Source organism: Fusicatenibacter faecihominis, from assembly GCF_020686945.1.
Taxonomy (GTDB): Bacteria; Bacillota; Clostridia; order Lachnospirales; family Lachnospiraceae; genus Limivivens; species Limivivens faecihominis.
Map to the genome: position 1 here is coordinate 1 of NZ_JAJEPR010000001.1, position 24,323 is coordinate 24,323.

At 49.4% G+C, this 24,323-nt stretch carries 20 protein-coding genes; 17 read left to right on the forward strand and 3 right to left on the reverse strand.

Going from position 1 to position 24,323, the window contains the following annotated elements:
• Positions 1 to 221 precede the first annotated feature (221 nt).
• Complete coding sequence (locus LKD71_RS00005; RefSeq protein WP_227613867.1) at positions 222 to 989, forward strand: GNAT family N-acetyltransferase; 768 nt, start codon at positions 222 to 224, stop codon at positions 987 to 989.
• Positions 990 to 1,080: 91 nt separating this feature from the next.
• Here LKD71_RS00005 and LKD71_RS00010 read toward each other — a convergent pair whose 3' ends face one another.
• Together LKD71_RS00010 and LKD71_RS00015 are read right to left on the reverse strand one after the other, a co-directional pair.
• Positions 1,081 to 1,626 (reverse strand): NADH peroxidase, encoded by a 546-nt coding sequence (locus LKD71_RS00010; RefSeq protein ID WP_178047326.1) that lies wholly within the window; start codon positions 1,624 to 1,626, stop codon positions 1,081 to 1,083.
• A gap of 152 nt (positions 1,627 to 1,778) precedes the next feature.
• Positions 1,779 to 2,168, reverse strand: a complete 390-nt coding sequence (locus tag LKD71_RS00015; protein WP_178047327.1) for a Fur family transcriptional regulator — start codon at positions 2,166 to 2,168, stop codon at positions 1,779 to 1,781.
• A gap of 277 nt (positions 2,169 to 2,445) precedes the next feature.
• Between LKD71_RS00015 and trxB the strand changes: the two genes are divergently transcribed.
• Positions 2,446 to 3,369: a thioredoxin-disulfide reductase gene (trxB, locus tag LKD71_RS00020; RefSeq protein WP_227613868.1), complete on the forward strand. Its 924-nt coding sequence runs from the start codon at positions 2,446 to 2,448 to the stop codon at positions 3,367 to 3,369.
• Positions 3,370 to 3,523: 154 nt separating this feature from the next.
• The gene (locus tag LKD71_RS00025; protein ID WP_227613869.1) at positions 3,524 to 5,281 is read left to right on the forward strand and encodes a C40 family peptidase; all 1,758 of its coding nucleotides are present in this window, start codon (positions 3,524 to 3,526) and stop codon (positions 5,279 to 5,281) included.
• Positions 5,282 to 5,362: 81 nt separating this feature from the next.
• On the opposite strand, the gene LKD71_RS00030 is transcribed toward LKD71_RS00025, so the two are convergent.
• The gene (locus LKD71_RS00030) at positions 5,363 to 6,037 is read right to left on the reverse strand and encodes an RluA family pseudouridine synthase (protein ID WP_227613870.1); all 675 of its coding nucleotides are present in this window, start codon (positions 6,035 to 6,037) and stop codon (positions 5,363 to 5,365) included.
• Between the two features lie 184 nt (positions 6,038 to 6,221).
• Between LKD71_RS00030 and LKD71_RS00035 the strand changes: the two genes are divergently transcribed.
• The 14 genes from LKD71_RS00035 to LKD71_RS00100 all read left to right on the forward strand — a co-directional run bounded on the left by LKD71_RS00035 (position 6,222) and on the right by LKD71_RS00100 (position 24,132).
• Positions 6,222 to 6,758 carry a response regulator gene (locus LKD71_RS00035; protein WP_227613871.1) on the forward strand — a complete coding sequence of 179 codons (537 nt, stop codon included), beginning with the start codon at positions 6,222 to 6,224 and terminating at the stop codon, positions 6,756 to 6,758.
• A gap of 6 nt (positions 6,759 to 6,764) precedes the next feature.
• Entirely contained in the window at positions 6,765 to 7,829 is a 1,065-nt protein-coding gene (locus LKD71_RS00040; RefSeq protein WP_305038925.1) for a helix-turn-helix domain-containing protein, read from the forward strand.
• Positions 7,829 to 9,631 (forward strand): cache domain-containing protein, encoded by a 1,803-nt coding sequence (locus LKD71_RS00045; protein ID WP_227613872.1) that lies wholly within the window; start codon positions 7,829 to 7,831, stop codon positions 9,629 to 9,631. The genes LKD71_RS00040 and LKD71_RS00045 overlap by 1 nt, the downstream gene beginning before the upstream one ends.
• Positions 9,628 to 10,608, forward strand: a complete 981-nt coding sequence (locus LKD71_RS00050) for a substrate-binding domain-containing protein (RefSeq protein ID WP_227613873.1) — start codon at positions 9,628 to 9,630, stop codon at positions 10,606 to 10,608. Before LKD71_RS00045 ends, LKD71_RS00050 begins: the two co-directional genes overlap by 4 nt.
• Positions 10,609 to 10,909: 301 nt before the next feature.
• On the forward strand, positions 10,910 to 11,890 hold the full coding sequence (locus LKD71_RS00055) for an ABC transporter permease (protein WP_178047334.1): 981 nt from the start codon (positions 10,910 to 10,912) through the stop codon (positions 11,888 to 11,890).
• Positions 11,891 to 11,924: 34 nt separating this feature from the next.
• Positions 11,925 to 13,418, forward strand: a complete 1,494-nt coding sequence (locus tag LKD71_RS00060; protein WP_178047335.1) for a sugar ABC transporter ATP-binding protein — start codon at positions 11,925 to 11,927, stop codon at positions 13,416 to 13,418.
• 12 nt (positions 13,419 to 13,430) lie between these two features.
• A complete protein-coding gene (locus LKD71_RS00065) occupies positions 13,431 to 14,435 on the forward strand; it encodes an ABC transporter permease (RefSeq protein ID WP_178047336.1) in 1,005 nt (334 codons plus the stop codon).
• A gap of 80 nt (positions 14,436 to 14,515) precedes the next feature.
• Positions 14,516 to 16,360 carry a substrate-binding domain-containing protein gene (locus tag LKD71_RS00070; RefSeq protein ID WP_227613874.1) on the forward strand — a complete coding sequence of 615 codons (1,845 nt, stop codon included), beginning with the start codon at positions 14,516 to 14,518 and terminating at the stop codon, positions 16,358 to 16,360.
• 119 nt (positions 16,361 to 16,479) lie between these two features.
• The gene (locus LKD71_RS00075; protein WP_177265041.1) at positions 16,480 to 16,920 is read left to right on the forward strand and encodes an RbsD/FucU family protein; all 441 of its coding nucleotides are present in this window, start codon (positions 16,480 to 16,482) and stop codon (positions 16,918 to 16,920) included.
• Positions 16,921 to 17,032: 112 nt separating this feature from the next.
• The gene (locus tag LKD71_RS00080) at positions 17,033 to 18,151 is read left to right on the forward strand and encodes a substrate-binding domain-containing protein (protein WP_227613875.1); all 1,119 of its coding nucleotides are present in this window, start codon (positions 17,033 to 17,035) and stop codon (positions 18,149 to 18,151) included.
• A gap of 526 nt (positions 18,152 to 18,677) precedes the next feature.
• Positions 18,678 to 19,010 (forward strand): hypothetical protein, encoded by a 333-nt coding sequence (locus tag LKD71_RS00085; protein ID WP_227613876.1) that lies wholly within the window; start codon positions 18,678 to 18,680, stop codon positions 19,008 to 19,010.
• A 216-nt stretch (positions 19,011 to 19,226) separates the two neighbouring features.
• Positions 19,227 to 21,197, forward strand: a complete 1,971-nt coding sequence (locus tag LKD71_RS00090) for an alpha-L-rhamnosidase-related protein (RefSeq protein WP_227613877.1) — start codon at positions 19,227 to 19,229, stop codon at positions 21,195 to 21,197.
• Positions 21,167 to 22,870, forward strand: coding sequence for a sensor histidine kinase (locus LKD71_RS00095; RefSeq protein WP_227613878.1), 1,704 nt, complete (start codon positions 21,167 to 21,169; stop codon positions 22,868 to 22,870). The genes LKD71_RS00090 and LKD71_RS00095 overlap by 31 nt, the downstream gene beginning before the upstream one ends.
• On the forward strand, positions 22,867 to 24,132 hold the full coding sequence (locus tag LKD71_RS00100) for a response regulator transcription factor (RefSeq protein WP_227613879.1): 1,266 nt from the start codon (positions 22,867 to 22,869) through the stop codon (positions 24,130 to 24,132). Before LKD71_RS00095 ends, LKD71_RS00100 begins: the two co-directional genes overlap by 4 nt.
• The last annotated feature ends 191 nt before the right edge of the window (positions 24,133 to 24,323 follow it).

Genomic DNA, 24,323 nt, shown 5'->3' on the forward strand with positions numbered 1-24,323 from the left:
AAGCGCATAACCGCGCAGACCTAAGTTACAGGCGTATCCGCCGATATTTAGTCTGACGCCTAAAGCGTCTGGAAGCACATGACTTTAGTCATGTGAGGGTCACAATCTCGAAGATATAAAAAGAATTTTGAGATTTGTGTAATTTTCATTTAGGGAAATAATAAGCAGATTGTCTTGAACAGTCTCACGCCGGAACAGTTTTGTAATATGGAGAGAAATTTATGACAAACCGTGAAATGATGGAAATTGCCATGAGGCAATCCGCAGAGGATATGGGATGCTGCGAGAATGACTTTAAGATAAATAAAAATGTGATTGTTACCTTAAAATTAGGAAAGAACGCCCGCAAATATCTGAAGGAGCCGATTACCTGTAATCTCGTTTCCTATGGAAATAATATCATGGTGGCTTCAATAAATGAAACCTTGGATATCGTATCCGAGTATGTAGAGAAATTTGAATTTTACCATTGTTTTGAAACACCAAATATGCACTGGCTGAACGAACGACTGATTGAGAGAGGCCATAAAATATGCTTTATGGCAGAATATTATCTGCCGGATATAAACAGGATACCGATTCTTTCCTGTGCTTATAAAACGCGTATACTGAAACAGGAAGATTTTGGGGAATTGTATCGGCCAGAATGGAGCAATGCGCTTTGTGAAGACCGCAAGCAGCTGGATATCCTCGGGATCGGCGCATACGATGGAAATACGCTGGTTGGATTGGCCGCCTGTTCCGCAGATTGCAAAGATATGTGGCAGATTGGTGTGGATGTACTGCCAGAATACAGACGGCAGGGGATTGCTTCTGCACTGACAAGCGCACTCGCAAAAGAAATCATAAGCAGGAATAAGGTGCCATTTTACTGTACAGCATGGTCCAATGTCAGGTCAGTCAGAAACGCCATTAAGAGTGGCTTTGTTCCTGCATGGGTAGAAATGACCGCAAAACCTGTAACGATTGTTGATGAAATGAATCGGTAAGCCAAAGGGGACGGAGAAAAAGCCAAAAACATCATCCCCAATGGAAAAAAAAGAGGGTAGGACTTTCGTCCCACCCTCCTGGAAGTGTCAATTATTCTCCGAAATATCTCTTAAGCAGACCTGCGAATGCTTTGCCGTGTCTAGCCTCATCTCTTGCCATTTCATGCACGGTGTCGTGGATTGCATCCAGGTTAGCTGCTTTTGCACGTTTAGCCAGATCTACTTTGCCAGCGGTAGCACCGTTCTCGGCCTCTACACGCATCTGAAGGTTCTTCTTGGTGCTGTCGGTTACGACTTCGCCCAGGAGCTCTGCGAATTTAGCAGCGTGCTCAGCCTCTTCGTAAGCGGCTTTCTCGTAGTACAGGCCAACTTCCGGATAACCCTCTCTGTGAGCAACTCTTGCCATTGCCAGATACATACCAACCTCAGAGCACTCGCCCTGGAAGTTTGCACGAAGATCCTCGAGGATATCTTCGGAAACGCCTTTAGCAACGCCAACTACATGCTCTGCAGCCCAGCTCATGGTCTCTTCCTGTTTGATGAATTTTTCAGCCGGTGCTTTACATACCGGACAGACAGCCGGAGCAGCTTCTCCTTCATAAACATATCCACATACACTACATACCCATTTAGCCATAATCGTTATCTCCTTTTCTTTTATATGATATTTTTTAAAATTCTTTTGTGTGTTTCTTTGTAATCAAATCAGTAATGATTACTGATATTAAAATAGCACAATTTTTGTAGTTCGTCAATAGTTTTTTGAAAAAAGTTGAAAAACTTTTTCAGTTAATTCTTATCAATACAGTCCCCGCAGATTCCGTAGAAATGCGTCACATAATTCTCGATCTTGCCTGTACAGCACTGCTGGGCCGTCTCCATGATGCCGTCGATACTCGGCATATCCAGGTCCATAACCCGATGGCATTTGGTACAGATAAAATGATGATGCCGGGTGGCGTTGCCGTCGAAACGGTCAGCTCCTCCGTCAGTGGTGATTTTCATGATCTCGCCCAGATCGGAGAGAAGTGCCAGGTTCCGGTAAACGGTTCCCAGGCTAATGTTCGGAAATTCCTGCCGGATATTCATATAGATGGTATCGGCGGTGGGATGGTCCGTCCGGGTGGCGAGGAAAGCCTTGATACATTCTCTCTGTTTGCTTCTTTTCAGATTTGCCATATATTTTTTCTCCTTCCGCAAATGCACCTGCCCAACGCAGAAACTTCTATATAATATAGAAGAAAAACTTTTGCGCTCTGGCGGGAGGTCATATACAATAATGATAACAGTTACTAATACAAATAGATTAGCGCAAGAAAAGCTTTTTGTCAACGCTTTTTTGTTTGCAGCATAGAAAAAACATCCCATGTATTATTCAGTGAAAATCTGCTATACTGACAGCAGAAAGGTAGACTTGTCCGGGACTTTTGCGCCCGGATTTTAAGGAGGATAAAAAATGGGAAAATTATACGATTGCATCATCATCGGTTCCGGCCCGGCAGGACTTACGGCGGCGATCTATGCGGCCCGGGCCTGCCTGTCTGTTCTGGTGCTGGAAAAGGAGTTTGTAAGCGGTGGCCAGGTGGTAAATACCTACGAGGTGGACAACTATCCGGGTTATCGGGGGATCAGCGGCTTTGACTTAGGGATGAAGTTTCGGGAGCATGCGGAAAAACTGGACGTGGAGTTTGTAATGGAAACCGTGGAACGGGTGGATCTGGAAAAGGAAGAGAAAATAATCTATACCGACCAGAGTGAATATCACGGCCGGACCGTAATTCTGGCTATGGGCGCTTCCCACAGAAAGCTGGAGGTCCGGGGAGAAGAGGATTTTTCTGGCATGGGCGTTTCCTACTGCGCGACCTGCGACGGGGCCTTTTTCAAGGGAAAAACTGTTGCCGTGGTGGGTGGTGGAGACGTGGCCATTGAGGATGCGATCTTTCTCTCCAGAGGCTGTGAGAAGGTTTATCTGATCCACAGAAGAAATCAGCTCCGGGGAGCGGAGAGTTTGCAGAGAGAACTTTTCGCGAGACCCAATATCGAAGTGATCTGGGACTCCGAGGTGACGCGGATCTTAGGCGAGGACCAGGTGGAAAGCGTCCATCTGAAAAATACAGAGAACGGTGAAAAGAAAAATCTACCGGTGGAAGGCCTCTTTGTGGCGGTGGGCGTCGTTCCCTGCACAACTCTGATCAAAGGACAGGTGGCGCTGGATGATTTCGAATATGTTAAGGCGAGGGAGGATTGTGTAACAAATATTCCTGGCGTTTTCGCGGCGGGAGACCTTCGCACAAAGCCTATGAAACAGATCGTCACCGCCGTGGCAGACGGGGCAAATGCCGTAAATTCCGCCCGGAATTATCTTACGAAAAAAGAGTAAGAAATGAAAAATATGTGAATCTCTGTTGACAAATTAAGCTGAATTTGTTATGATAGCCCTATGTAAAATTAACAATTATGTAACAAATCGGTTAAAACACGGAAATCCTTTTGGAAAATTTCGTTGAAAACCGATACGGAGGGTGATATCTATAATGAAAAGAAGCGTGTTAATGAAACTTACGGCCTGCTGTATGACCGGTGCAATGGTTCTTGGAAGCACTGGGGTGGTGACTATGGCTTCCGGACTGGATTCCGCACTGGCAGGTATGGGCGCAGAGATCGCAGACAGTCAGCAGCAGAAGGAAGTTGTGAAGGTGGCTCCGAGCGGTTATGATACCGTGGCCATCGCACAGGTAGATGAGTATGTAAATATCCGTGACGCAGCCAGCACAGAGGGCAACGTTGTCGGAAAACTTTATAATAACTGCAAGGCAGAGATCCTTGGCAAGACCGATGACGGCTGGTACCTCATTCAGTCCGGAGAGGTGACCGGATATGTGAGCTCCGATTATTTTGTGACTGGATCTCAGGCTGAGGCCCTGGCTCAGGAAGTCGGCACGGACATGGCTACGGTAAAAGGCGGGACCGAGACTCTGATGGTTCGTTCCTCCGCAGACAGCAATTCCGAGGCGATTTCCATGGTAGGCGATTCCGAGAAGCTGAGAGTCCTCGAGGACGACGGCGACTGGGTAAAGGTTGCAGTGGATGATGATGTGGAAGGTTATGTTTCCAAAGAGTATGTAGACTGCGATACCGAGTTCGTGGAAGCAGAGTCCGTAGAGCAGGCAGAGGCGAGAAAAGCAGCAGTCCAGGCAGCTCTTGACAAAGCAACCCAGATGCAGGAAGCAGCTTACGCAGCTATGAACGCCGCTGACGGAAACGAGGCAGCTTACGCAGCAGATCAGGCCAACGCAGCACTGGCAGAAGCCAAGATGCTGGCCAGCGAGCAGGAATATGATTACGAGATTCAGGATCTGACAGATCAGATCGCATATGTAGCACAGGATACCTCCGTTGCATCTGTATGGGCACAGGAAGCTCAGGCAGAGGAGGAGCGTATCGCAGCTGAGAAGGCAGCCCAGGAGGCAGCCGAGGCTCAGGCGGCAGCAGAAGCTCAGGCAGCGGCTGATGCGGCAGCTCAGACAGCAGCAGCTTCCCAGGCAAGTGCAGACAGCCAGGAGCAGGAAGCACAGCAGAAAGAGCAGGCAGCAGCCGATGCATGGCAGGCAGCTGTAGACGCACAGAATCAGGCAGACCAGAACTGGTCTGAGGAAGCCCAGGCAGAAGCCGATGCGGCAGCCCAGGCAGCCATCGAAGCAGCGGCAGCAGCAGAAGCAGCCCGCCAGCAGGCAGAGGCTGAAGCAGCGGCAGCGGAGGCAGCCCGTCAGCAGGCAGAGGCCGAGGCAGCAGCCAAGGCAGAGCAGGAAGCACAGCAGAAAGCACAGCAGAATCAGCAGGATGGCAACTACGACGATGGTTCCTCCTACGATAACAGCTCCAGCAGCTCCTCAGACAGCAGTTCTTCCGATAGCAGCTCAAGCTCCAGCTCTTCCAGCATTCGTCAGAGTGTTGTAAGCTACGCACTTCAGTTTGTAGGTAATCCGTATGTATACGGCGGCACCAGCCTGACCAACGGAGCAGACTGTTCCGGTTTTGTACTTTCCGTAATGGCAAACTTCGGCATCAGCCTTCCGCGTACCGCAGCATCACAGTCTACCGTAGGTACTCCGGTAAGCCTGGATTCCATCCAGCCCGGCGACCTTCTGTTCTATCAGGGCAGCGGCGGAATCGGTCATGTAACCATGTACATCGGTAACGGACAGGTCGTACATGCCAGCAATCCGAGCACAGGAATTACGGTATCCAGCATCGGCTACCGTACACCTTGCTGTGCAAGAAGTTTCTTCTAATATAGTATAAGCACCCCCTAGGAGTCCATTTCCCTATCACCCGGAAATGGGCTCCTTTTATACATAATGATGATACCAGGATCAAAACTTCCCGAAAATCTCCCCTGTGGGCTTACAGGAAAAGGTCATGCTTTTTCCAGTTGCCGGATGTCGAAAGGTGAGCTCGAAGGCACAGAGGGCCAGAGAGGACCCTTTGGAAGCGGGATTGTATTTCCGGTCGCCGTAGAGGGGGAGGCCGACGTCTGCCATCTGGACGCGGATCTGGTGATGGCGGCCGGTGAAAAGATGAATCCGGACGAGGGAGAGCGGAAGGGCGGCGAGAGCCGGATCTTCCAGTGTTTTCAGGCATTCGTAGGAGAGCCGGGACTCCTTCGCGCCTTTGGTTCCTTTGGGAACCTTTTTGGAAGTGTTGGTGCGGCCATCCTTTAAGAGATAATCTGTGAGCGATTCCTCTTCTTTCGCGGTTCCTTCCACGACGGCGAGGTAGGTCTTTTTCATCTCGTTCTGAGCGATTTCTTTGCTCAGGGAAGCGGCGGCCTTCTGATTTTTGGCGAATACCATGATGCCTTGTACGGGCTGATCAAGCCGGTGAATCATACCGAGATAGGGAATGCCGCCGGGCTTTCCACCCGTTTCCGCCAGATGATTTTTAAGTAAACTTACCATGTCTTTACTGCCGATGCGGCTGGTCTCCACCGGAATCCCGGCGGGCTTTTCCACCACAAGAATGTCTTTATCTTCATATAAAATATTCATATCCAATCCTCCTGAAAATCAATTGTCTCCATCGTATCATGCCAGCCCTAAAATGTAAATCTGCGGTCTGTCCGGCCATTGTATTTTGAAGGATTATAAGGTAAAATGTAATTATTCAGAACATTCAGAATAAATTTGCTATGGCACTGTTTTGGGGATTTACGAAGACAAGGGAGGGTTATTTTTGTATAAAGTATTGCTGGTGGATGACGAGGCGCTGATCCGTGAGGCGATCAGCGAGAACACCCGCTGGAAGGAACTGGGGTACGAGCTTATGGGGACCTGCAAGAACGGCAGGGAAGCAATCGAACGGCTGGATCAGGAAGAAGCAGATCTGGTCCTGACAGATATCTGCATGCCCTATGTGGACGGCATGGAACTGACCCGCTATCTCTATGAGAAGCACAAAGGGGTCAAGGTTATCATTATCAGCGGTTATGATGACTTTGAGTATGCCAAGACAGCGGTAAAATATCAGGTGATGGACTATATTTTAAAACCCATCACGGCGAAAGAGCTGGCCCAGACTCTGACGCGGGTAAAAGAAAAACTGGACGAGGAGCGTTTTCAGAGGTCGGATATGAAGAGAATCCGCGGCGCGTATATGAGCAATCTGCCGATTCTCCGCGGCCGTTTCCTGAACAGCCTTCTCATGGGAAACGTGGGAGCGCAGGAAATCCAGGAAAAATTAAAGGATTATAAGATCCGGCTGAATGGATAATATTTCATGACGGCCCTTGTGACCGGGGACGATTTGACGCCGTTTCTGAGACAGTCGGACGAGTATAAGAGCGATCTGGCCTGCTTTGCAATCTACAATATTTCCGCGGAGATCATGGATTTTTACCAGGCGGGCGTGAGCTTTCAGGATGTGGACGAGCGGACCGTGCTGATTTTTTCGGGAAACGAGGGGATCGAGGAGCTGGCGTTAAAAGTGACGGAGGAGATTCACGACAGCATTTTCCATTTTCTGAAGGTTCAGAGCACTATCGGACTCGGCGGCAGGGTCGGACGGCTTCAGGAGCTGCCGCGATCCTTCCAGGAGGCGAAACGGACGCTGGAATACAAGTTTGTTCTGGGCGGAAATCAGGTGATCTATGCCAGGGAGCTTCCGGAAAATCAGGATCTGGTCAGCGGTGAGCTGCCGAAATATGTGAGCCGGATCTGCCTGGCGATCCGAAGCGGAAAGGAAGAGGACGTACGGGAGGAAATCGGCGCTTTCACCAGTGCCCTCCGGCAATCCTGTCTGAACCGGAACAGGAGCATTTTTCATGTGCAGAATCTGATCCTCTCGGTCATGAACGAGCTGGATCTTGCGGCTCTGAACGATGAAAAGATTTTAAAAGAGGAGCGGGAACTTCTCAATACGGTCTACGCCCGGAATCATCTTTCCGAGGTGGAGGAGGTGCTGGTGGCTTTCAGCACCCGGCTGGCGGAGCATTTCCGGGACGAGAAGGACAGCTACTGTAAGCGGCAGGCCCTTCGGGCGCTGGATTACATTGAGGAACATTATAAGGATTCCGACGTGACCTTAAATTCCGTCTGCTCCTATCTGGCCATGAGCACGAGCTATTTCAGCTCAATTTTCAAGAATTACACCGGGGAGACTTTTATCGAGGCACTGACGAGGAAGCGCGTGGAAAAGGCGAAATTCCTCCTGGAAAACACCTCCCGGAAAAACTACGAGATCGCCTGTGACGTGGGCTACAGCGATCCCCATTATTTTTCCAATATCTTTAAAAAAGCTACGGGTATGACGCCGACAGAGTATGCCAGAAAGGTGCGGAAGTAATGGGCGGGGAAAAAAAGTCTCCCTTACGGATGCTTTCCAGATTCCGGACCATACGGGGGGCTATGATCTTTTCTTATATGGCGATCACCTTGCTGGCACTTCTGATCTTCCTGCTGTTCTCTCTGAATTACACGGAGAGGACGATTCTGGAAAATTCAGAATCCTATACGATCCAGCTGGTGGAGCAGGTGAACGGGGATATCGATTCCTACATCAGTTATATGGAAAACATCATGGAGATTGTTACGAACAATCCGGAACTCTCCGATTATCTTTTTGACCGGATGGAGCATATCATGATGCGGGAACGGATCCAGGAGCAGTTTGTCACGCTGCTGGATGCCCGGTCTGATATCTGCAACATTGCTGTTTTTGCAAAGAACGGGCGGACGCTCATCAACAGAGGAACGGACACACGCAATCCGTATGTGGATCTCGCCAGCATGCCCTGGTATCAGGATACGATGGAGGCGGAAGGAAAGGCGGTGATCTCCGCTTCACATGTCCAGAATGCCATTGAGGGAAAATATCAGTGGGTGATCACGCTGAGCAAAGGACTGATCAATCCGGAAACGCATGAGGTAGAGGGGATCTTTTTTGTAGACATGAACTACAGTTCCATACAGGAGCTTTGTACTAATGTGAACCTGGGGAGCAAAAGCTACCTGTTTATCGTGGGGAAAAAAGGAAAGATCATTTATCATCCCAAGCAGCAGCTGCTTTACAGCGGCATGAAAACGGAGCTCATCGATGAGGTGCTGGAAAACGGGACAGGGAATTTTCTGACCTCTCAAAACGGGCGGCGTCAGCTGTATTCCGTATTTAAATCGGATAAGACAGGCTGGTCTGTAGTCGGCGTTTCCGATGTCTCGGAGTTTATGAAGAATCGTTCCGAAATCCAGTTTTTTTATCTGCTGATCGCACTTTGTCTGGGAGTCCTTTCTCTGCTTCTGGCGTTGTGGCTTTCTGGTGAGATCACAAAACCGGTAAAGGAACTGGAACAGTCTATGAAAAATGTGCAGAAGGGAGAGTTTGACAAGGCTCTGATAAGTCCTGAGGGCTGCAATGAGATCACCAGTCTGACCCATTCCTTCAATATCATGACAGAGAAGATCCAGAATCTGATGGCGGAAAATGTCCGTGAACAGAAACAGAAGAGAAAAAGTGAGCTTCAGGCGCTTCAGGCACAGATCAATCCGCATTTCCTTTATAATACGCTGGATTCCATCATCTGGATGGCAGAGAGTGGAAAAAATGAAGAAGTGGTGCAGATGACTTCGGCGCTGGCAAAGCTTCTCCGCCAGAGCATCAGCAATGAGGATGAGATCGTCACGGTAGAGCGGGAGATCGAGTATACCCGTAATTATTTGGCGATTCAGAAGCTTCGCTACCGGGATCAGCTGGAATATATCATTGATATAGACGAAGAGGTCCTTCACCGGAAGATCGTCAAGCTGGTGATCCAGCCACTGGTGGAAAATGCCATTTATCATGGCATCAAATATCTGGACGGAAAGGGGATGCTCCTTATCCTGGGAGAGATCCAGGACGGAAAGGTGGTCATCACCATACGGGACAACGGCGTTGGCATGGACGAAGAAACACTGAAGCATATCCTGGAAAAGAAACCGGAACCGAAGGAAAAGCAGAGGAAAAAAACAAGCCATGTGGGAGTCTATAATGTACAGAACCGTCTGCAGCTTTATTATGGAAAGGAATACGGGCTGGTTTATGAGAGTATGCCGGGCATGGGAACCGGCGTTTCTGTGATCATTCCCGCAGAGGGAGGGGAAGAGTCATGAAAAATAACGGAAAATATATAGTTGGGCTCATTATCCTGATCCTTGTCCTTGTTTTTGGAGCGGGGATCATAATCGTAAACCGTTCCAGCACAGCCAGACGTATCCAGGTAGTCTATATTCCCAAAGCACGGGATGATGCCAATGATTTCTGGACCTCGCTTTTGAAAGGGGCGCAGATGGCAGCTAACGAGTATGACGTGGATCTGACGATTCTCGCTCCGGATTCCGAGCAGGATTTTGAAGCCCAGGTGCGTTACATTGATGAAGCTATCGCCATGAATCCGAATGCGATCATCCTTTCGCCTTCCAGTAAAAGTGAGATCACGGAGGCGGCGAACCGGATCGTTGTCGCGGGGATCCGGCTGGTACTCATTGATTCTGAACTGGATCAGAATCTTCAGTCGATCGTGATAGAGACGGACAATGTGGCTGCCGGACGGAAAATGGGGGAATTTATCCTGACACATCTTCCGGAAAATCCGGTGATCGGAGTGGTATCCCATGTGAAAAGTTCTTCTACCGCGCAGGAGCGTTACCAGGGTCTCTGTGAAGGACTGGGGGATGAGAAAGAACATATCGTGGGAACCGTTTACTGCGATTCCAATTATGAAAAAGCATACAACCGGACAAAAGCCCTTCTGGAAGAGCATCCGGACATCAATATCCTGGTGGGTCTCAATGAATACAGTGCCATAGGAGCCGGGAAAGCGGTCCGGGATCTGGGACTTTCCGATTCGATCCTCATGGTTGGCTTTGACAGTTCCATTGAAGAAGTCCAGATGCTGGAAGAAGGGGTGTTCAATGCCATTATAGTCCAGAAGCCCTTTAACATGGGGTATCTTGGTGTGGAAAATACAGTGCTTCTCCTTCGGGGCGAGATCCTTCCGGAAATGGTGGATTCCGGTTCCGAGCTCATCACAAAAGAGAATATGTATACGGATGAGAATCAGAAATTCCTCTTTCCGTTCTTGGATTAAGAGACAAAAGGCTCTGCGAAAGCAGGGCTTTTTTGTGTAGTTTATTATGCCAAGTGTAAAAAATTCCATGAAAAAGTAAAATATTCCCCTTTCATCAGAAGATATCCCATTCTTTTTCTTCAAAAATAACCATATAATATTGTCATAGTAATGAAGAAATGATCAACCTGCCTAAAAATGTATTGGGGGCTTTTCGGGGGCGAAAAGAAATGTACGGAAAAGGGCAGGATGATCCTTTCACCAAAGGAAACGGAGGGTATCGTCATGTATACGGCAACACTTGGAGAATGGAGGAAGAGAAATGGAAAATTTTAAAAACAGTCCGATTGTGAAAAAACTCGGTTTCAACCGGATCATCCTTTGTGGTGTACTGGTGCTGATGTACATACTGTTCAGTATCGTCGAGCCCAGCTTTGTGAGCTACTCGCGTATCATCAGTGCATTAAACTATGCGTACTTCCTGGGCTTTCTGGCTCTGGGCGTTACTTTCGTCATTGCGACAGGTGAGATTGATTTCTCCATCGGACCCGTGATGTTCTGTGCGGCTCTGATCGGTGGAAAACTCTTTGTGGACGGTGTTCCCATGGGAGCATGTCTTATCATCACCATTCTGGTGGGCCTTGTATTCGGACTTTTCAGCGGCTTTCTGGTGGCTTATATGGGACTGCCGTCCTTCATTTCCTCCATGGCCGTCATGATGCTTTCCAAAGGTATCGGTTCCGTCTTCACGAAGACACAGGCCATGAGCTGGCCCCAGTCCAGTGGCGAAGGCGGCTGGTACAAAAACCTGATCAAAATGAATGTGGGCGGAACGGATATCCCTACAGGTCTTATCATTCTCCTGATCGTGGCTGTTATCTGCGGTATCATCCTCAATAACACCAAAGCAGGACGTTATATCCTTTGTCTTGGAAGCAACCAGGAAGCAGTAAGGCTTTCCGGTGTTGACGTAAAGAAATGGAAACTGCTGGCTTTCGTGATCTGCGGTACGCTGGCAGGCTTCGCAGCCATCGCCTATGTGGGATCTTACACCATTGTTTCCCCGGGTCTTGGAGATACCTTCAACAATGACGCCATTGCAAGCTGTGTTATGGGCGGAACGTCCATGTCCGGAGGCGTCGCCTCCATCGGCGGAAGTATCATCGGCGTTATGATTATTTCTCTTCTTCAGGAAGGAATCCTGGCTATGGGCTTCCAGAAGGATTATCAGTATGTAATTACCGGTATCATCGTTCTGGTGGCAGTATTTGCCGATGTACGAAGCAGAAGAAAGAAAAACTGATTGATCCATAGAAAGAAAGGTAGAAGGTGAAGACATGGGCGAAGTTATTTTGACTATGAAAGGGATCGACAAATCGTTCCCGGGTGTACATGCCCTTGATCATGTAGATCTTGAAATCAGAAAAGGTGAAGTGCTCGCCCTCATGGGAGAAAACGGAGCCGGAAAATCCACTCTTATGAAGGTGCTGACCGGTATTTATAAAAAAGACTCCGGAACCATCACCTACGAGGGAAAAGAAGTAGAATTTGCAAATCCCCGTGACGCACAGGCAGCAGGCGTTGTCATTGTGCATCAGGAATTAAATATGATGAACCATCTGACCGTGGCCCAGAACATTTTCATCGGCCGTGAGATCATGAATGGAAAACTCATCAACGATGCGAAGATGAATCAGGAAGCAGCGAAGCTTTTTGATCGTCTGAACATCAAGATTGATCCCACAGAAAAAATGGGAAATCTGACCGTAGGCCGTCAGCAGATGTGCGAGATCGCAAAAGCCATCTCCCATGACGCAAAGGTTATTATTTTCGACGAGCCGTCAGCAGCGCTGACTGAGGCCGAGATCGAAGAGCTGTTTAAAATCATCCGTGACCTTCGTGATAAGGGCATGGGAATCGTTTATATCTCTCATCGTATGGATGAGATCAAGGTCATCACGGACCGCGTGACCGTCATGCGTGACGGCTGCTATGTAGGCACCCTCATCACCAAGGAATGTACCAAGGACGACATCATCAACATGATGGTTGGCCGTGTCATTTACGAGGATCCGAAGACCGAGAGCAACGTTCCGAAGAACGCTCCGGTAGTACTCAAGGTGGAAAACCTCAACGCAGGAAAAATGGTACAGAATGTAAGCTTCGAGCTTCACAAAGGCGAGATCCTCGGTTTCTCCGGCCTGATGGGCGCAGGACGTACCGAGACGGCCAGAGCTCTTTTCGGAGCAGACCCCAAGGAGAGCGGAAAGATCTACATAAACGGAAAAGAAGTGGATATCAAGAATCCCATGGATGCGGTAAAACATGGTATCGGTTATCTTTCTGAGGACCGGAAACGTTACGGTATCGTCGTAGGAAAGAGCGTGGCGGAGAACTCCACGATGGCTACCATGGACCAGTTCATGAGCGGCGCTTTCATCAATAAGAAGAAAGAGAGAGGCATCGCCCAGAAATATGTGGATTCCCTGAAGACAAAGACTCCCAGCGTGGATCAGCTGGTGGTAAACCTTTCCGGAGGAAACCAGCAGAAAGTTGTTATCGCCAAATGGCTGGTGAGAAACTGTGATATCCTGATCTTCGATGAGCCTACCCGAGGCATCGACGTAGGAGCAAAGAGTGAAATTTACCATCTGATGAACGAGCTGGTAGCAGCTGGAAAATCGATCATCATGATTTCCTCTGAGATGACAGAGATTTTGAGAATGAGCGACCGTATCATAGTTATGTGCGAAGGCCGGGTAACTGGTGAGATCGGAATTGAGGAAGCAACTCAGGAACGTATCATGCACGCGGCAACGCTTCGGAAGTAGGAGGAGATAGAGATGGCAGATAAGAAAAAAGGAAATGCTTTTACAAACAATCCCCTTGTAAAAGCTGTGGGTACACAGAAAATCGTAGTATTGCTCGTAATCATTGTTCTGTTTGCATTTTTCAGCATCATGAGCCCGGGCTTTCGTAAATATCCTACACTGGTAAGTATTTTTGATTATTCCTATTATATCAGCTTCATGGCCATCGGCGTTACCTTCTGTCTGATCACAGGCGGTGTGGATCTGTCCATTGGTACCGGAATGATCTGCTACGCACTGTTCGGCGGTTATCTGATCACCCGTCAGGGCATGCCGGTAATCGTAGGTATTCTCGGAACACTTCTTCTGGGTCTTCTGATGGGCTGTATCAACGGTGTGCTGGTTGCAGTACTGGAACTTCCGCCTTTCATCGCTACTCTGGGAACGATGATGGTGGCCAGAGGTTTTGGTTCTATCATCACCGGTGGTATGAGTGTGACCTGGCCGGCAGCTTCCAGTGAGCAGGGCTGGTTCCGTATGTTATTTAAGATCAACAAACCCGGACTTCTTCTTCCGGTAGGCTTTTTGTGGGTGATTCTTTTCGTCATCCTCATGTCCCTCTTCCTCAACAGAACGAGACCAGGACGTTACATCATTGCAATCGGAAGTAATAAAGAAGCTACAAGACTTTCTGGCGTAAATGTGGTAAAATATCAGGCGTTAGCATATATCCTTTCCGGTGTGTTCGCAGGAATCGCAGGAGTTGCTTACGCGGCTGTATTCTCTTCATCTATCGCCCCCGGAAGCGGCGCAGGCCTTGAGCTTGACGCTATCGCCGGTGCCATCATCGGCGGAACTTCCATGACAGGAGGCTGCGGTTCCATTTTCGGTACCCTGCTCGGCGTATTCGTTATGTCCATGCTGAAATCCGGCCTTCCGTATATCGGTCTGCAGGCAAACTGGCAGCAGATCATCACCGGTCTGATTCTGATTCTCGCCGTATTCATCGACGTGATCAAGAATAGAAAATTAGCCTAACACAGCAGCACACACACTTTTTATTTTTTCGACAGCGGAATGAGAGGTTCCGCTGCCCTTCAAAAGGAGGATTTCGAAGGATGAAACGCAAAGTAATCAGCGCACTCTTATGTGCATCCATGGTAGCAACAATGGTTGGCGGCTGCGGAAGCGGCTCAAATAAGACAACCGAGAAAGCCACTGAGAAAGCAACAGAAGCTGCCACCGAGAAAGCAACCGAGAAGGCAACTGAAAAAGCAACGGAAAAAGCTACTGAGACTGAGAAAGCCACTGAGAAGGCTACAGAAAAAGCTACCGAGGCAGCTACCACAGAAGCTGCAACGACGGAAGAAGAAACTACCGAGAAAGCCACCGAGAAAGAAACGGAAAAGGCTACTGAAAAAGAAACCAAGAAAAAAGTAGAGACTGAGACCGAGTCTGCTTCCAAGGAGACCGAGAAGGCTACTGAGAAGGAGACCGAGAAGGCTACTGAGAAAGAGACCGAGAAGGAAACCGAAAAGGCTACTGAGAAAGAGACCGAGAAGGAAACTGAGAAGGCTACTGAGAAAGAGACCGAGAAGGAAACTGAGAAAGTAACCGAGAAAGAGACCGAGAAGGAAACTGAGAAGGCTACCGAGAAAGAGACCGAGAAGGCTACTGAGAAAGAGACCAAGAAGGAAACTGAGAAAGTAACCGAGAAGGAGACCGAGAAGGAAACTGAGAAAGCTACCGAGAAAGAGACCGAGTCTGAATCTGAGACTGAAAAGGTAACCGAGAAAGAGACCAAGAAGGAAACCGAGAAGGCTACCGAGAAAGAAACTGAGACAGAATCTGAGTCCGAAACCGAGAAAGAAACCAAGAAAGCAACTGACGCAAAAGAGACTGAGGCCGAGTCCGAGAGCGAATCTGAGACCGAAACCGTAAAAGGCACCATCGACCTCAGCAAGGTAGAAGCAAAAGAAGCTTATCACTTTGAGATCGTATCCAAAGGCTTCCAGCATCAGTACTGGCAGGCAGTATTAAAGGGAGCACAGGAGGAGGCTGAGCGTCTCGGCGTTACCATGAACTTCGTAGGACCGAACTCCGAGTCCGATATCGCAGACCAGGTACAGATGCTGAACAGCGCAATCAACGCAAAACCGGCAGCAATCGGTCTGGCAGCTCTGAGTACCGATGCTTGTAACGACGCTCTGCAGCAGGCAAAAGATGCAGGAATCCCCATCGTAGGCTTTGACTCCGGCGTACCGGGAGCTCCGGAAGGTTCTGTAGTAGCAAACGCAGCAACTGACAACTACGCAGCTGGTGAGCTGGCAGCAGAGAAAACCTATGAGGTTCTGAAAGACAGAATCGCAGCAGCAGAAGGTTCCGTTCGTATCGGCGTTATGGGCCAGGATGCAACCAGTGAGTCCATCATCAACCGTGGCCTTGGCTTCATCGACAAGATCGCTGAGCTGGCAGAGGCTGACGGCTATACCGTAACTGTAGAAGGAAACGACAAATACGTTCAGGATTGTAAAGTAGAGCCTACCAAGGAGGCTAAGGTGATCCTCGATGTAGCAGTACCGTCACAGGTAACCGCAGAGCTGTCCGCAACAGACTGCCAGACCCTGCTGAACAAAGACGACACGATCTGCATCTATGGTTCCAACCAGCACTCCGGTGAGGCAATGGTAACCGGTAACGAGAACCTGCAGAAACTGGGCAGCGGCGAAGATCAGGTATTAGGCGTGACCTTCGACTCCGGTACTGTTATCAAAGAGGCTGTCAAGAATGGTACTCTCTACGGCGCAGTAACCCAGGCTCCTGTAGCAATGGGCGCAGCAGTTATCGACCTTCTGACCATGGCAGCAAACGGTGAGGAAGTAGCAGACGTGGATACCGGATGCCAGTGGTATACCGCTGACAACATGGACGATCCTGAGATTGCACAAAACCTTTACGACTAATAATTGGAAGCAGGCCTGTTAAGGCTTTCACTTCATAAAAAGTGTGTTTGGTGTGTATGGACGGGCTGTCGGGGGCGGCAGCCCGGTCCGAAAAAATGACAACTGGGAGGAAGCAAGAAATGTTAAAAGGAATTCCAAAGATTTTATCTCCGGAGCTCTTAAAAGTGCTCTGTGAAATGGGACACAGCGACCGTCTGGTTATTTCCGACGGAAATTTCCCGGCAGAGTCCATGGGAAAAGACGCGATCGTGATCCGTTGTGACGGCCACGGCGTGCCGGAACTTCTGGACGCCATCCTTGAGGTGTTCCCGCTGGATACTTATGTAGAGCATCCGGTAAATCTGATGGAAGTAATGCCCGGTGACGATGTTGAGACACCGATTTGGGATACTTATAAAGAAATCGTTGAAAAACATGATAAGAGAGGCGGAGACGCCATCGGTCACATCGAGAGATTTGCTTTCTACGATGAGGCGAAAAAAGTATATGCGATCATCGCTACCGGCGAGAGCGCACTCTATGCAAACATTATGCTCCAGAAGGGCGTAGTGGTTGACTAAAAAAGAATAGCCGTTCAGGAGAGGCGAAAGCCTGGGGGCCTGAACTGTTAGATAAGATGCCTATGGGCATCAGGGGAAAAAACTATGTAATGTAAAAAAGGAGGATTTTACAATGAAAAACAAAATGATCAGCGCTTTACTGGCAACCGCTATGGTGGCATCCATGATCACCGTTCCCGTACTTGCAAGCGAGGGAGAGACTGAGGCAGCAGCTTCTGTAGATCTGAGCAATGTAGAGGCAAAAGAGGCTTATCACTTCGAGATCGTATCCAAAGGCTTCCAGCATCAGTACTGGCAGGCAGTATTAAAAGGAGCACAGGAAGAGGCTGACCGTCTCGGTGTTACCATGAACTTTGTAGGACCGAACTCTGAGTCTGATATCGCAGACCAGGTACAGATGCTGAACAGTGCAATCAATGCAAAACCGGCAGCAATCGGTCTTGCAGCACTGAGTACGGATGCTTGTAATGACGCTCTGCAGCAGGCAAAAGATGCAGGAATCCCCATCGTAGGATTTGACTCCGGTGTACCGGGAGCTCCGGAAGGTTCTGTAGTAGCAAACGCAGCAACCGACAACTATGCAGCCGGTGAGCTGGCAGCAGAGAAGACCTATGAGGTTCTGAAAGACAGAATCGCAGCAGCGGAAGGTTCTGTTCGTATCGGTGTTATGGGTCAGGATGCAACCAGTGAGTCTATCGTTAACAGAGGTCTTGGCTTCATCGATAAGATCGCAGAGCTGGCAGCAGCTGATGGACACACCGTAACCGTAGAAGGAAATGACAAATACGTTCAGGACTCTAAAGTAGAGGCTACTGACGATGCAAAAGTAATCATTGATGTAGCAGTACCGTCACAGGTAACCGCAGAGCTGTCCGCAACAGACTGCCAGACCCTGCTGAACAAAGATGATACCATCTGCATCTACGGTTCTAACCAGCACTCCGGTGAGGCAATGGTAACCGGTAACGAGAACCTGCAGAAACTGGGCAGCGGCGAAGATCAGGTATTAGGCGTGACCTTCGACTCCGGTACTGTTATCAAAGAGGCTGTCAAGAACGGTACTCTCTACGGCGCAGTAACCCAGGCTCCTGTAGCAATGGGCGCAGCAGTTATCGACCTTCTGACCATGGCAGCAAACGGTGAGGAAGTAGCAGATGTGGATACCGGATGCCAGTGGTACACCGCTGACAATATGGACGATGCAGAGATCGCACAGAACCTCTACGACTAATTTAAAATGAGTTTTACGGGGCCCGCTTCGGCGGGCCCTTTTTTCGTGCCGAGAAAAATGTGGGTCAGATCCGCAAAACCTGCATATCCTGTAGGGATGAGGTTTTCAGGAGAACCCTATGGAATATTATGATCCCATGAAAATGAAATGCCCCTGGTGCCGTCGTCCTTCCCGTCCTGGTTTCGGTGGACCGCCGCGCCCTGGGTTTGGTCCCCCGCCGCCGTCCCCGCCACGTCCGGGTTACGGCCCCGGTCCGGGAGGTTCGTCTGGTCCGCCGCCGCGTCCAGGTTTCGGCCCGCCGCCACCTCCCCCGCCGCCCGGCCCGGGCCCAGGTGGTCCAAACAGGCCCCGCCCCTGCACGCGCTGCATCCGTCCCTTTGAGGCGGAGGAAGTCTGGCAGGCTCCGTCACCCGAGCAGTCGCCTGCACCTCAGTCCCAGGACTCCCTCTTCCAGGAAGATGAGCCTTCCACGCCACTTACCCGCTACTACGAGGACGACTATGAGACCGAGCGGGATCTGGAGCGGATGAAGAACCTTTATCCGGAGATCTCAAAGGAGCTCTTTCCGTGGATTGAGGATGTCTGCGACCAGATGGAATACGAGGGAAGCCTCATGTATGATGAATCTCCGGACCAAAACCAGGTCCGCCGCCTGACTTCCCGGATCTACGGGCAGGTGAAGGAACAGTACCAGCCCCCGGAAGGGGAGGACAAAGATGAGATGCTGGCCATGAACCAGGAGACCTGGCGGCGCTATCCGCCGGACCAGAACTGGCTCAGCGACCTGATCCAGACGCTCCTCGTGGATGAGATGTTCCGGCGGCGCAGCCGCAGACGAAACAGCCGGCAATGGTCATAAAAAGGATAATCTTCGTCACAAAAAGTAATTGAGCGATCCAGAATTTTTGTGGTATCATATCCTTATTATCAGACAATGAGAGACTGCGCCTGTGACAAAGACCTGCGGAAGAGAGTTTCTCCTTCGCAGGCCGCAGGCCGCGGTCTGAAGCAGTGTTTTGGGGTACAGAAAAAAGGCGGGAAGTCTGCCTGAAACGAGAAAAGGAGAGGTACACATATGAGCCAGTGGATTTGGAGATACGGAGAATTTGAATGTTACCACAATATGATCCTTCATACAAGAAGACAGCAGTATGGCTATCCGGAACCGGTAGTCTGGAAGCTTTATGCCCCGGAACCGGTGGTCTGCTTCAAAAAAGAAGTGACGACAGAAGGAGGAGTATTCCGGATCCATGCGTTGGGAAATATTTCGGTCATTGTAGGAGCAGAGCCATGGAATCAGAAGAAATACGGCGGACAGAGAGAGATCAAACTGGAGCCGGGAACCACCACGGTTCTCATCCGGGTGGCAAACACCGAAACTTTCCCCTGTATTTATGTGGATGGTGTCATTGAGAGTGACGATACCTGGCTCTGCGATGATATGAGTCAGGACTGGAAGAAAGTCGGGACCAGTGAAATGTTTGCTTCTTCGGATCAGACGCCGGATCATTTTCCGTTTTCCTATCTGCCCGTTTCCTGGGTGAAAAAGGAAAAGGTCGAGGGAGGTGTCCTGTTTGATTTTGGAAAAGAGACTTTTGCAAGGACATGCTTTTCCGGACTGGGTGAAGGACCGGTGAAAGTGCGTTTTGGGGAATCCAGAGAAGAGGCCATGGATGCAAAGTGGTGTGTCATCCGCTTTGAGGATAAGCCGGAGAAAGGTGTCTTAAGCTATATTCCCTATGCTTTCCGTTATCTTTTTGTCAGCGATGAGAATGTGGAAGTGAAGGCAGAGTATGAGTATCTGCCGTTGGAATACAAAGGCTCTTTCCACTGTAGCGAGGAGATCATCAACAAAGTCTGGGATGTGGCGGCATATACCTTCCATCTGAACAGCCGGGAATTTTTCCTGGACGGCATCAAAAGAGATCGGTGGGTCTGGTCAGCAGATGCCTACCAGAGCCTTTTCGTGAACCGATATCTCTTTTTTGATAAAGAGATCGAGAAGCGGACGCTGATCGCTCTGGGCGGAAAACAGCCCTTCAAGGTACATATCAACACGATCATGGATTACAGTTTTTTCTGGATCATCAGTCTTTACGAGTATTATAAGACCTACGGGGATAAGGATTTCCTGGAGCAGATCCAAGACCAGATGAAGGCGGTTATGGATTTCTGTCTGGAAAGACGGGATGAGGACGGTTTCATGAGAGGAAAGCCCGGTGACTGGGTGTTTATCGACTGGGCTCCCATGGATAAGACAGGAGCGCTCTGTGGAGAACAGATCCTTTTTGCCAAAGCCATGGAGTGTTATGCGGCCATCTGTGCGGTGATCGGAAGAGATGACAGAGGTCTGGGCGGGGAGGCAGAAAAACTCCGGAAGCAGATCTTTGAGAAATTCTACGATACAGAGAAAAAGGTATTTATCGACAGTTACGAGTCTGGTAAACGAAACGTGACCAGACAGAGCAACATTCTGGCTTACCTTTTCCTGGGCTGCGATGACACCGTGAAAAAAGACATTTACGAGCGGGTGGTCCTCAATGACGAAGTGCCGCAGATCACCACGCCTTACTTTAAATTTTACGAAAATCAGGTACACTGCAAGGCCGGAAATACGAACCTCCTGGAAAAATCCATCCGGGAATACTACGGCAGCATGCTGGCGACGGGAGCGACGACTCTTTATGAGGAGTATGATCCGACCATGACCGGCGTGGAGCACTATGCGATGTACGGAAATCCCTTCGAGAAATCCCTCTGCCATGCCTGGAGCGCGAGTCCCATTTATCTTCTGGGCAATTTCCGGCTGGGTGTGGAAAATACAGGCATTGCGTATGATACTTTCGATGTGCGGCCAAATCCGGGCGACCTCAAGGGCTTCCAAGGCAAAGTGCCTGTACCCGGTGGAACCGTTTCTGTCTCCGTGGACCAGGAGGAAATCAGGGTTTATTCTGAGATTCCGGGCGGAACGCTCTATGTGGACGGTAAAACTTATACACTGGAGGCGAAGAAGGAATGCCGCGTGAGAAGAAAATCAGACGTCTAAACCGGACCATTGTGAAGATCACCATGCTCGGCTACAGCGCAGTTCTGGTCATTCTCTTTCTGCTGGACTGCTATATGATCCAGGCACATCAGGAAAAACTGAAAGCTGCCAAATGGGAGCTTCTGAACGATTATACGGAGCAGGTGAAAAATTCCATCGATAAAGTGGATCAGCTGATGTATGATATTTATGCGAATGACAAGAATTTCCAGGCCCTGCAGAAGGAACAGAGCTCAGCGAAGGAGTACAGTACCGTTTATGATCTCCGGGAAAAACTGCGTACGCGGCTGATCATCCAGGATTACCTCAGCAGCTTCTATATTTTCTATGGAAACGGTGAAAAGTGCTGGTATGGGACACAGGATAAGTATTCGGATTTTGTTTATTCACAGGAAGTAAAGAATATGCTGGCACAATATCAGGCAAATGCTTCCCAGGGAAAAAGCTGGTCAACTGTGCGATCCGGAGAAACAATCTCGCTTTTTGTCTGTTATAAAAAAGGCGGGGTGGCTGTTATCGGAGTTTATACCCTGCCGGAGCTTGGAGGACAGATAGAGAGAAGCACCGGGATCAAGGCACAGGTCTGCATGGTGCAGAACGGGGACGTTTTAAACGGGAAAAAACAGGCAGAGCAGATCCGGCTTTTGAGTAAGATCATGGCAGAAGAAACGATGCTGGAAGAGATAAAGCCGGATTATCAGGTGTTTGGCAGAAAAATCTCCAATATGGATTTCTGGATCTGTACCATTTATTCCATAAAATGGTGGCAGACCGCCACGATCCAGCAGCTTTTGCTTCTTTTGCTCACGCTGTTTTCTGTCGTGGCAGTGTTCCTGCTTTTCCAGTTTATGAGAAGGCAGGTGGTACAGCCGCTTCGACAGCTGACGGATGCCATGAACCGCATCCGGAATGGTGAGACAAGGGAGGTGCCGGAGATCGGCGGCAGTTTCCAGGAATTTACCGAGGTGCGTCAGACACTGGAAAAGATGGTACGGGAGCTGGAGGAACAGAAGAATCTCACCTATGAAGAGATCATAGAAAAACAGAAGGCTCAGATGCAATATCTGCAGCTTCAGCTGAAGCCTCACTTTTACCTGAACGGGCTGAAGACTGTCAATGCCCTTGCCATGGCGCATGAGGATGAGAAGATCCAGGAGCTGGTGCTGAACCTTTCGGAGCATCTCCGCTATCTTCTCCGGGCAGAGCAGGAAACGGTACCGCTTTCCCGGGAACTGGCTTTTGTGGAGAACTATATCGGTCTTCAGAAGCATGTGACTGGACGGCCTGTGACCAGTGAGATCACGGTAGATCCCGAGGTGGAGGACTGGCAGATTCCGATCCTTTCCGTACAGACCTTTGTGGAAAATAGCATCAAATATGCCAGACTGGGAGATGCCAGATGTCCGCTGGAGATCCAGATTACGGCCAGTTACCTGAAGACAGAGGAGGGCGATTATCTGGACCTGGTGGTGCAGGACAATGGTCAGGGCTACAGTGATGCCATACTGGAGGAAATCAACGGAGATTCGGCTTCTGGTACGTTTTGTGTCGGTATCAACAACATCAAACGGCGCTGCGGTTTCCTCTATGGAGACAAGGCGGAGTATCTGTTTGAGAACAATGAAGGGGCAGTGAGTGAACTGATCCTTCCAAGGGGGGGAAAAACAACATGATGAATGTCTGTCTGGTAGATGATCAGCGGGCAGTGGTTGACAGTCTGAAGAACGGGATCCGCTGGGAAAAGCTTCCGGTGGACAAGGTATACACGGCCTGCAGTGCCAGAGAGGCCAAACTGATTCTGAAAAATTTTCCGGTAGATGTGCTGTTAAGTGACATCGAAATGCCGGAGGAGGACGGGATTTCCCTGTGTCTCTGGGCGAAAAAAGAAATTGCGGATATTGAGTGCATTTTCCTGACTTCCCATGCGGATTTCGAGTACGCCAGAGAGGCCATTCGGATGGGAAGCTTTGATTACATTCTGCAGCCAGTCCGTTATGAGGATGTGGAGAAAGCACTTCTCCGGGTCTGGGAGCGTGTCTGTGAAAAGCAGAAAATGCAGAATATGATAAACAGCCAGCGGCTTTTTATGGAACAGAAGAATCATATGTTTGACGTCCTGACGGCAAATATTATGGCAGAAAACTGGGCAGAGGCGGAGCAGCTTTATGGTCATCTGCCGGAGCTCTACGGGGTGGATGCAGAAGAGTGTCAGATCTATCCGGCCCTGGTCCAGGTCGTGCGCTGGAAGAAGCTTCGGAACGACTGGGAGAAAAAACTGGTGAGTCTGGTGCTGAAAAACGTTCTGGAAGAACTCTTTTATCAGGAGAAAGCAAATGTCTGGGTCACGGGCTTCCGGGAAGACCGTTACTGGTGCTTCATCCAGACGACTCGTGCAGAGTTTCATGAGGGGAGCTGTTCCCAGCATATGCAGCAGTTTTATGATTTTATTGAGGCAAATATGGATTTCAGCATTGCCTTTTATCCTGGGGAAGCTCCTCAAAAAGGCGAGGTACGGCAGGTTTTCGAAGGGCTTTTAAGGCGGGCCGCCTGCAATGCGGAAGGAAAGAAAGGCGTTTTCTGGGAAAATGCAGAGAATCTGGAGGAAGAGGGAGATCAGGATGCGGTGACACTGGCAGTTTCCTATATCAAGAAGAATCTTAGCAAGAACATTTCCAGAACAGATGTGGCGAGTTATGTTCACCTGAATGAGGAATATTTCTCCAGGCTTTTCAAGCAACAGACCGGCGAGACCTTCAAGGATTATGTCATGATGGAAAAAATGCGGGAGGCTCAGAAGCTTCTGAAAAATTCCCGTCTTTCCGTCAGCATTATCGCCTCCAAGGTGGGCTACGATAACTTCTCCCACTTTTCCAAGATGTTCAAAAAGATCACCGACCAGACGCCGCAGGAGTACCGGAAGGTACATGAGAAATAAACTTCAAAATTTTTTTACAAGAGTCTGATCAAGAACGCTTGCTGCACATTTCCGGACGCCCGCAGCAACCTTGCATTTCTGCCTTCGGTTTCACAGGCGGCAGAAATTGCAAGGTTGCTGCGGGCTGTTTTTCGTTTGACGAAAAACTCTTCTTTTTCTATACAATATGCCGGAAGTTTTCTGGCTGAAGT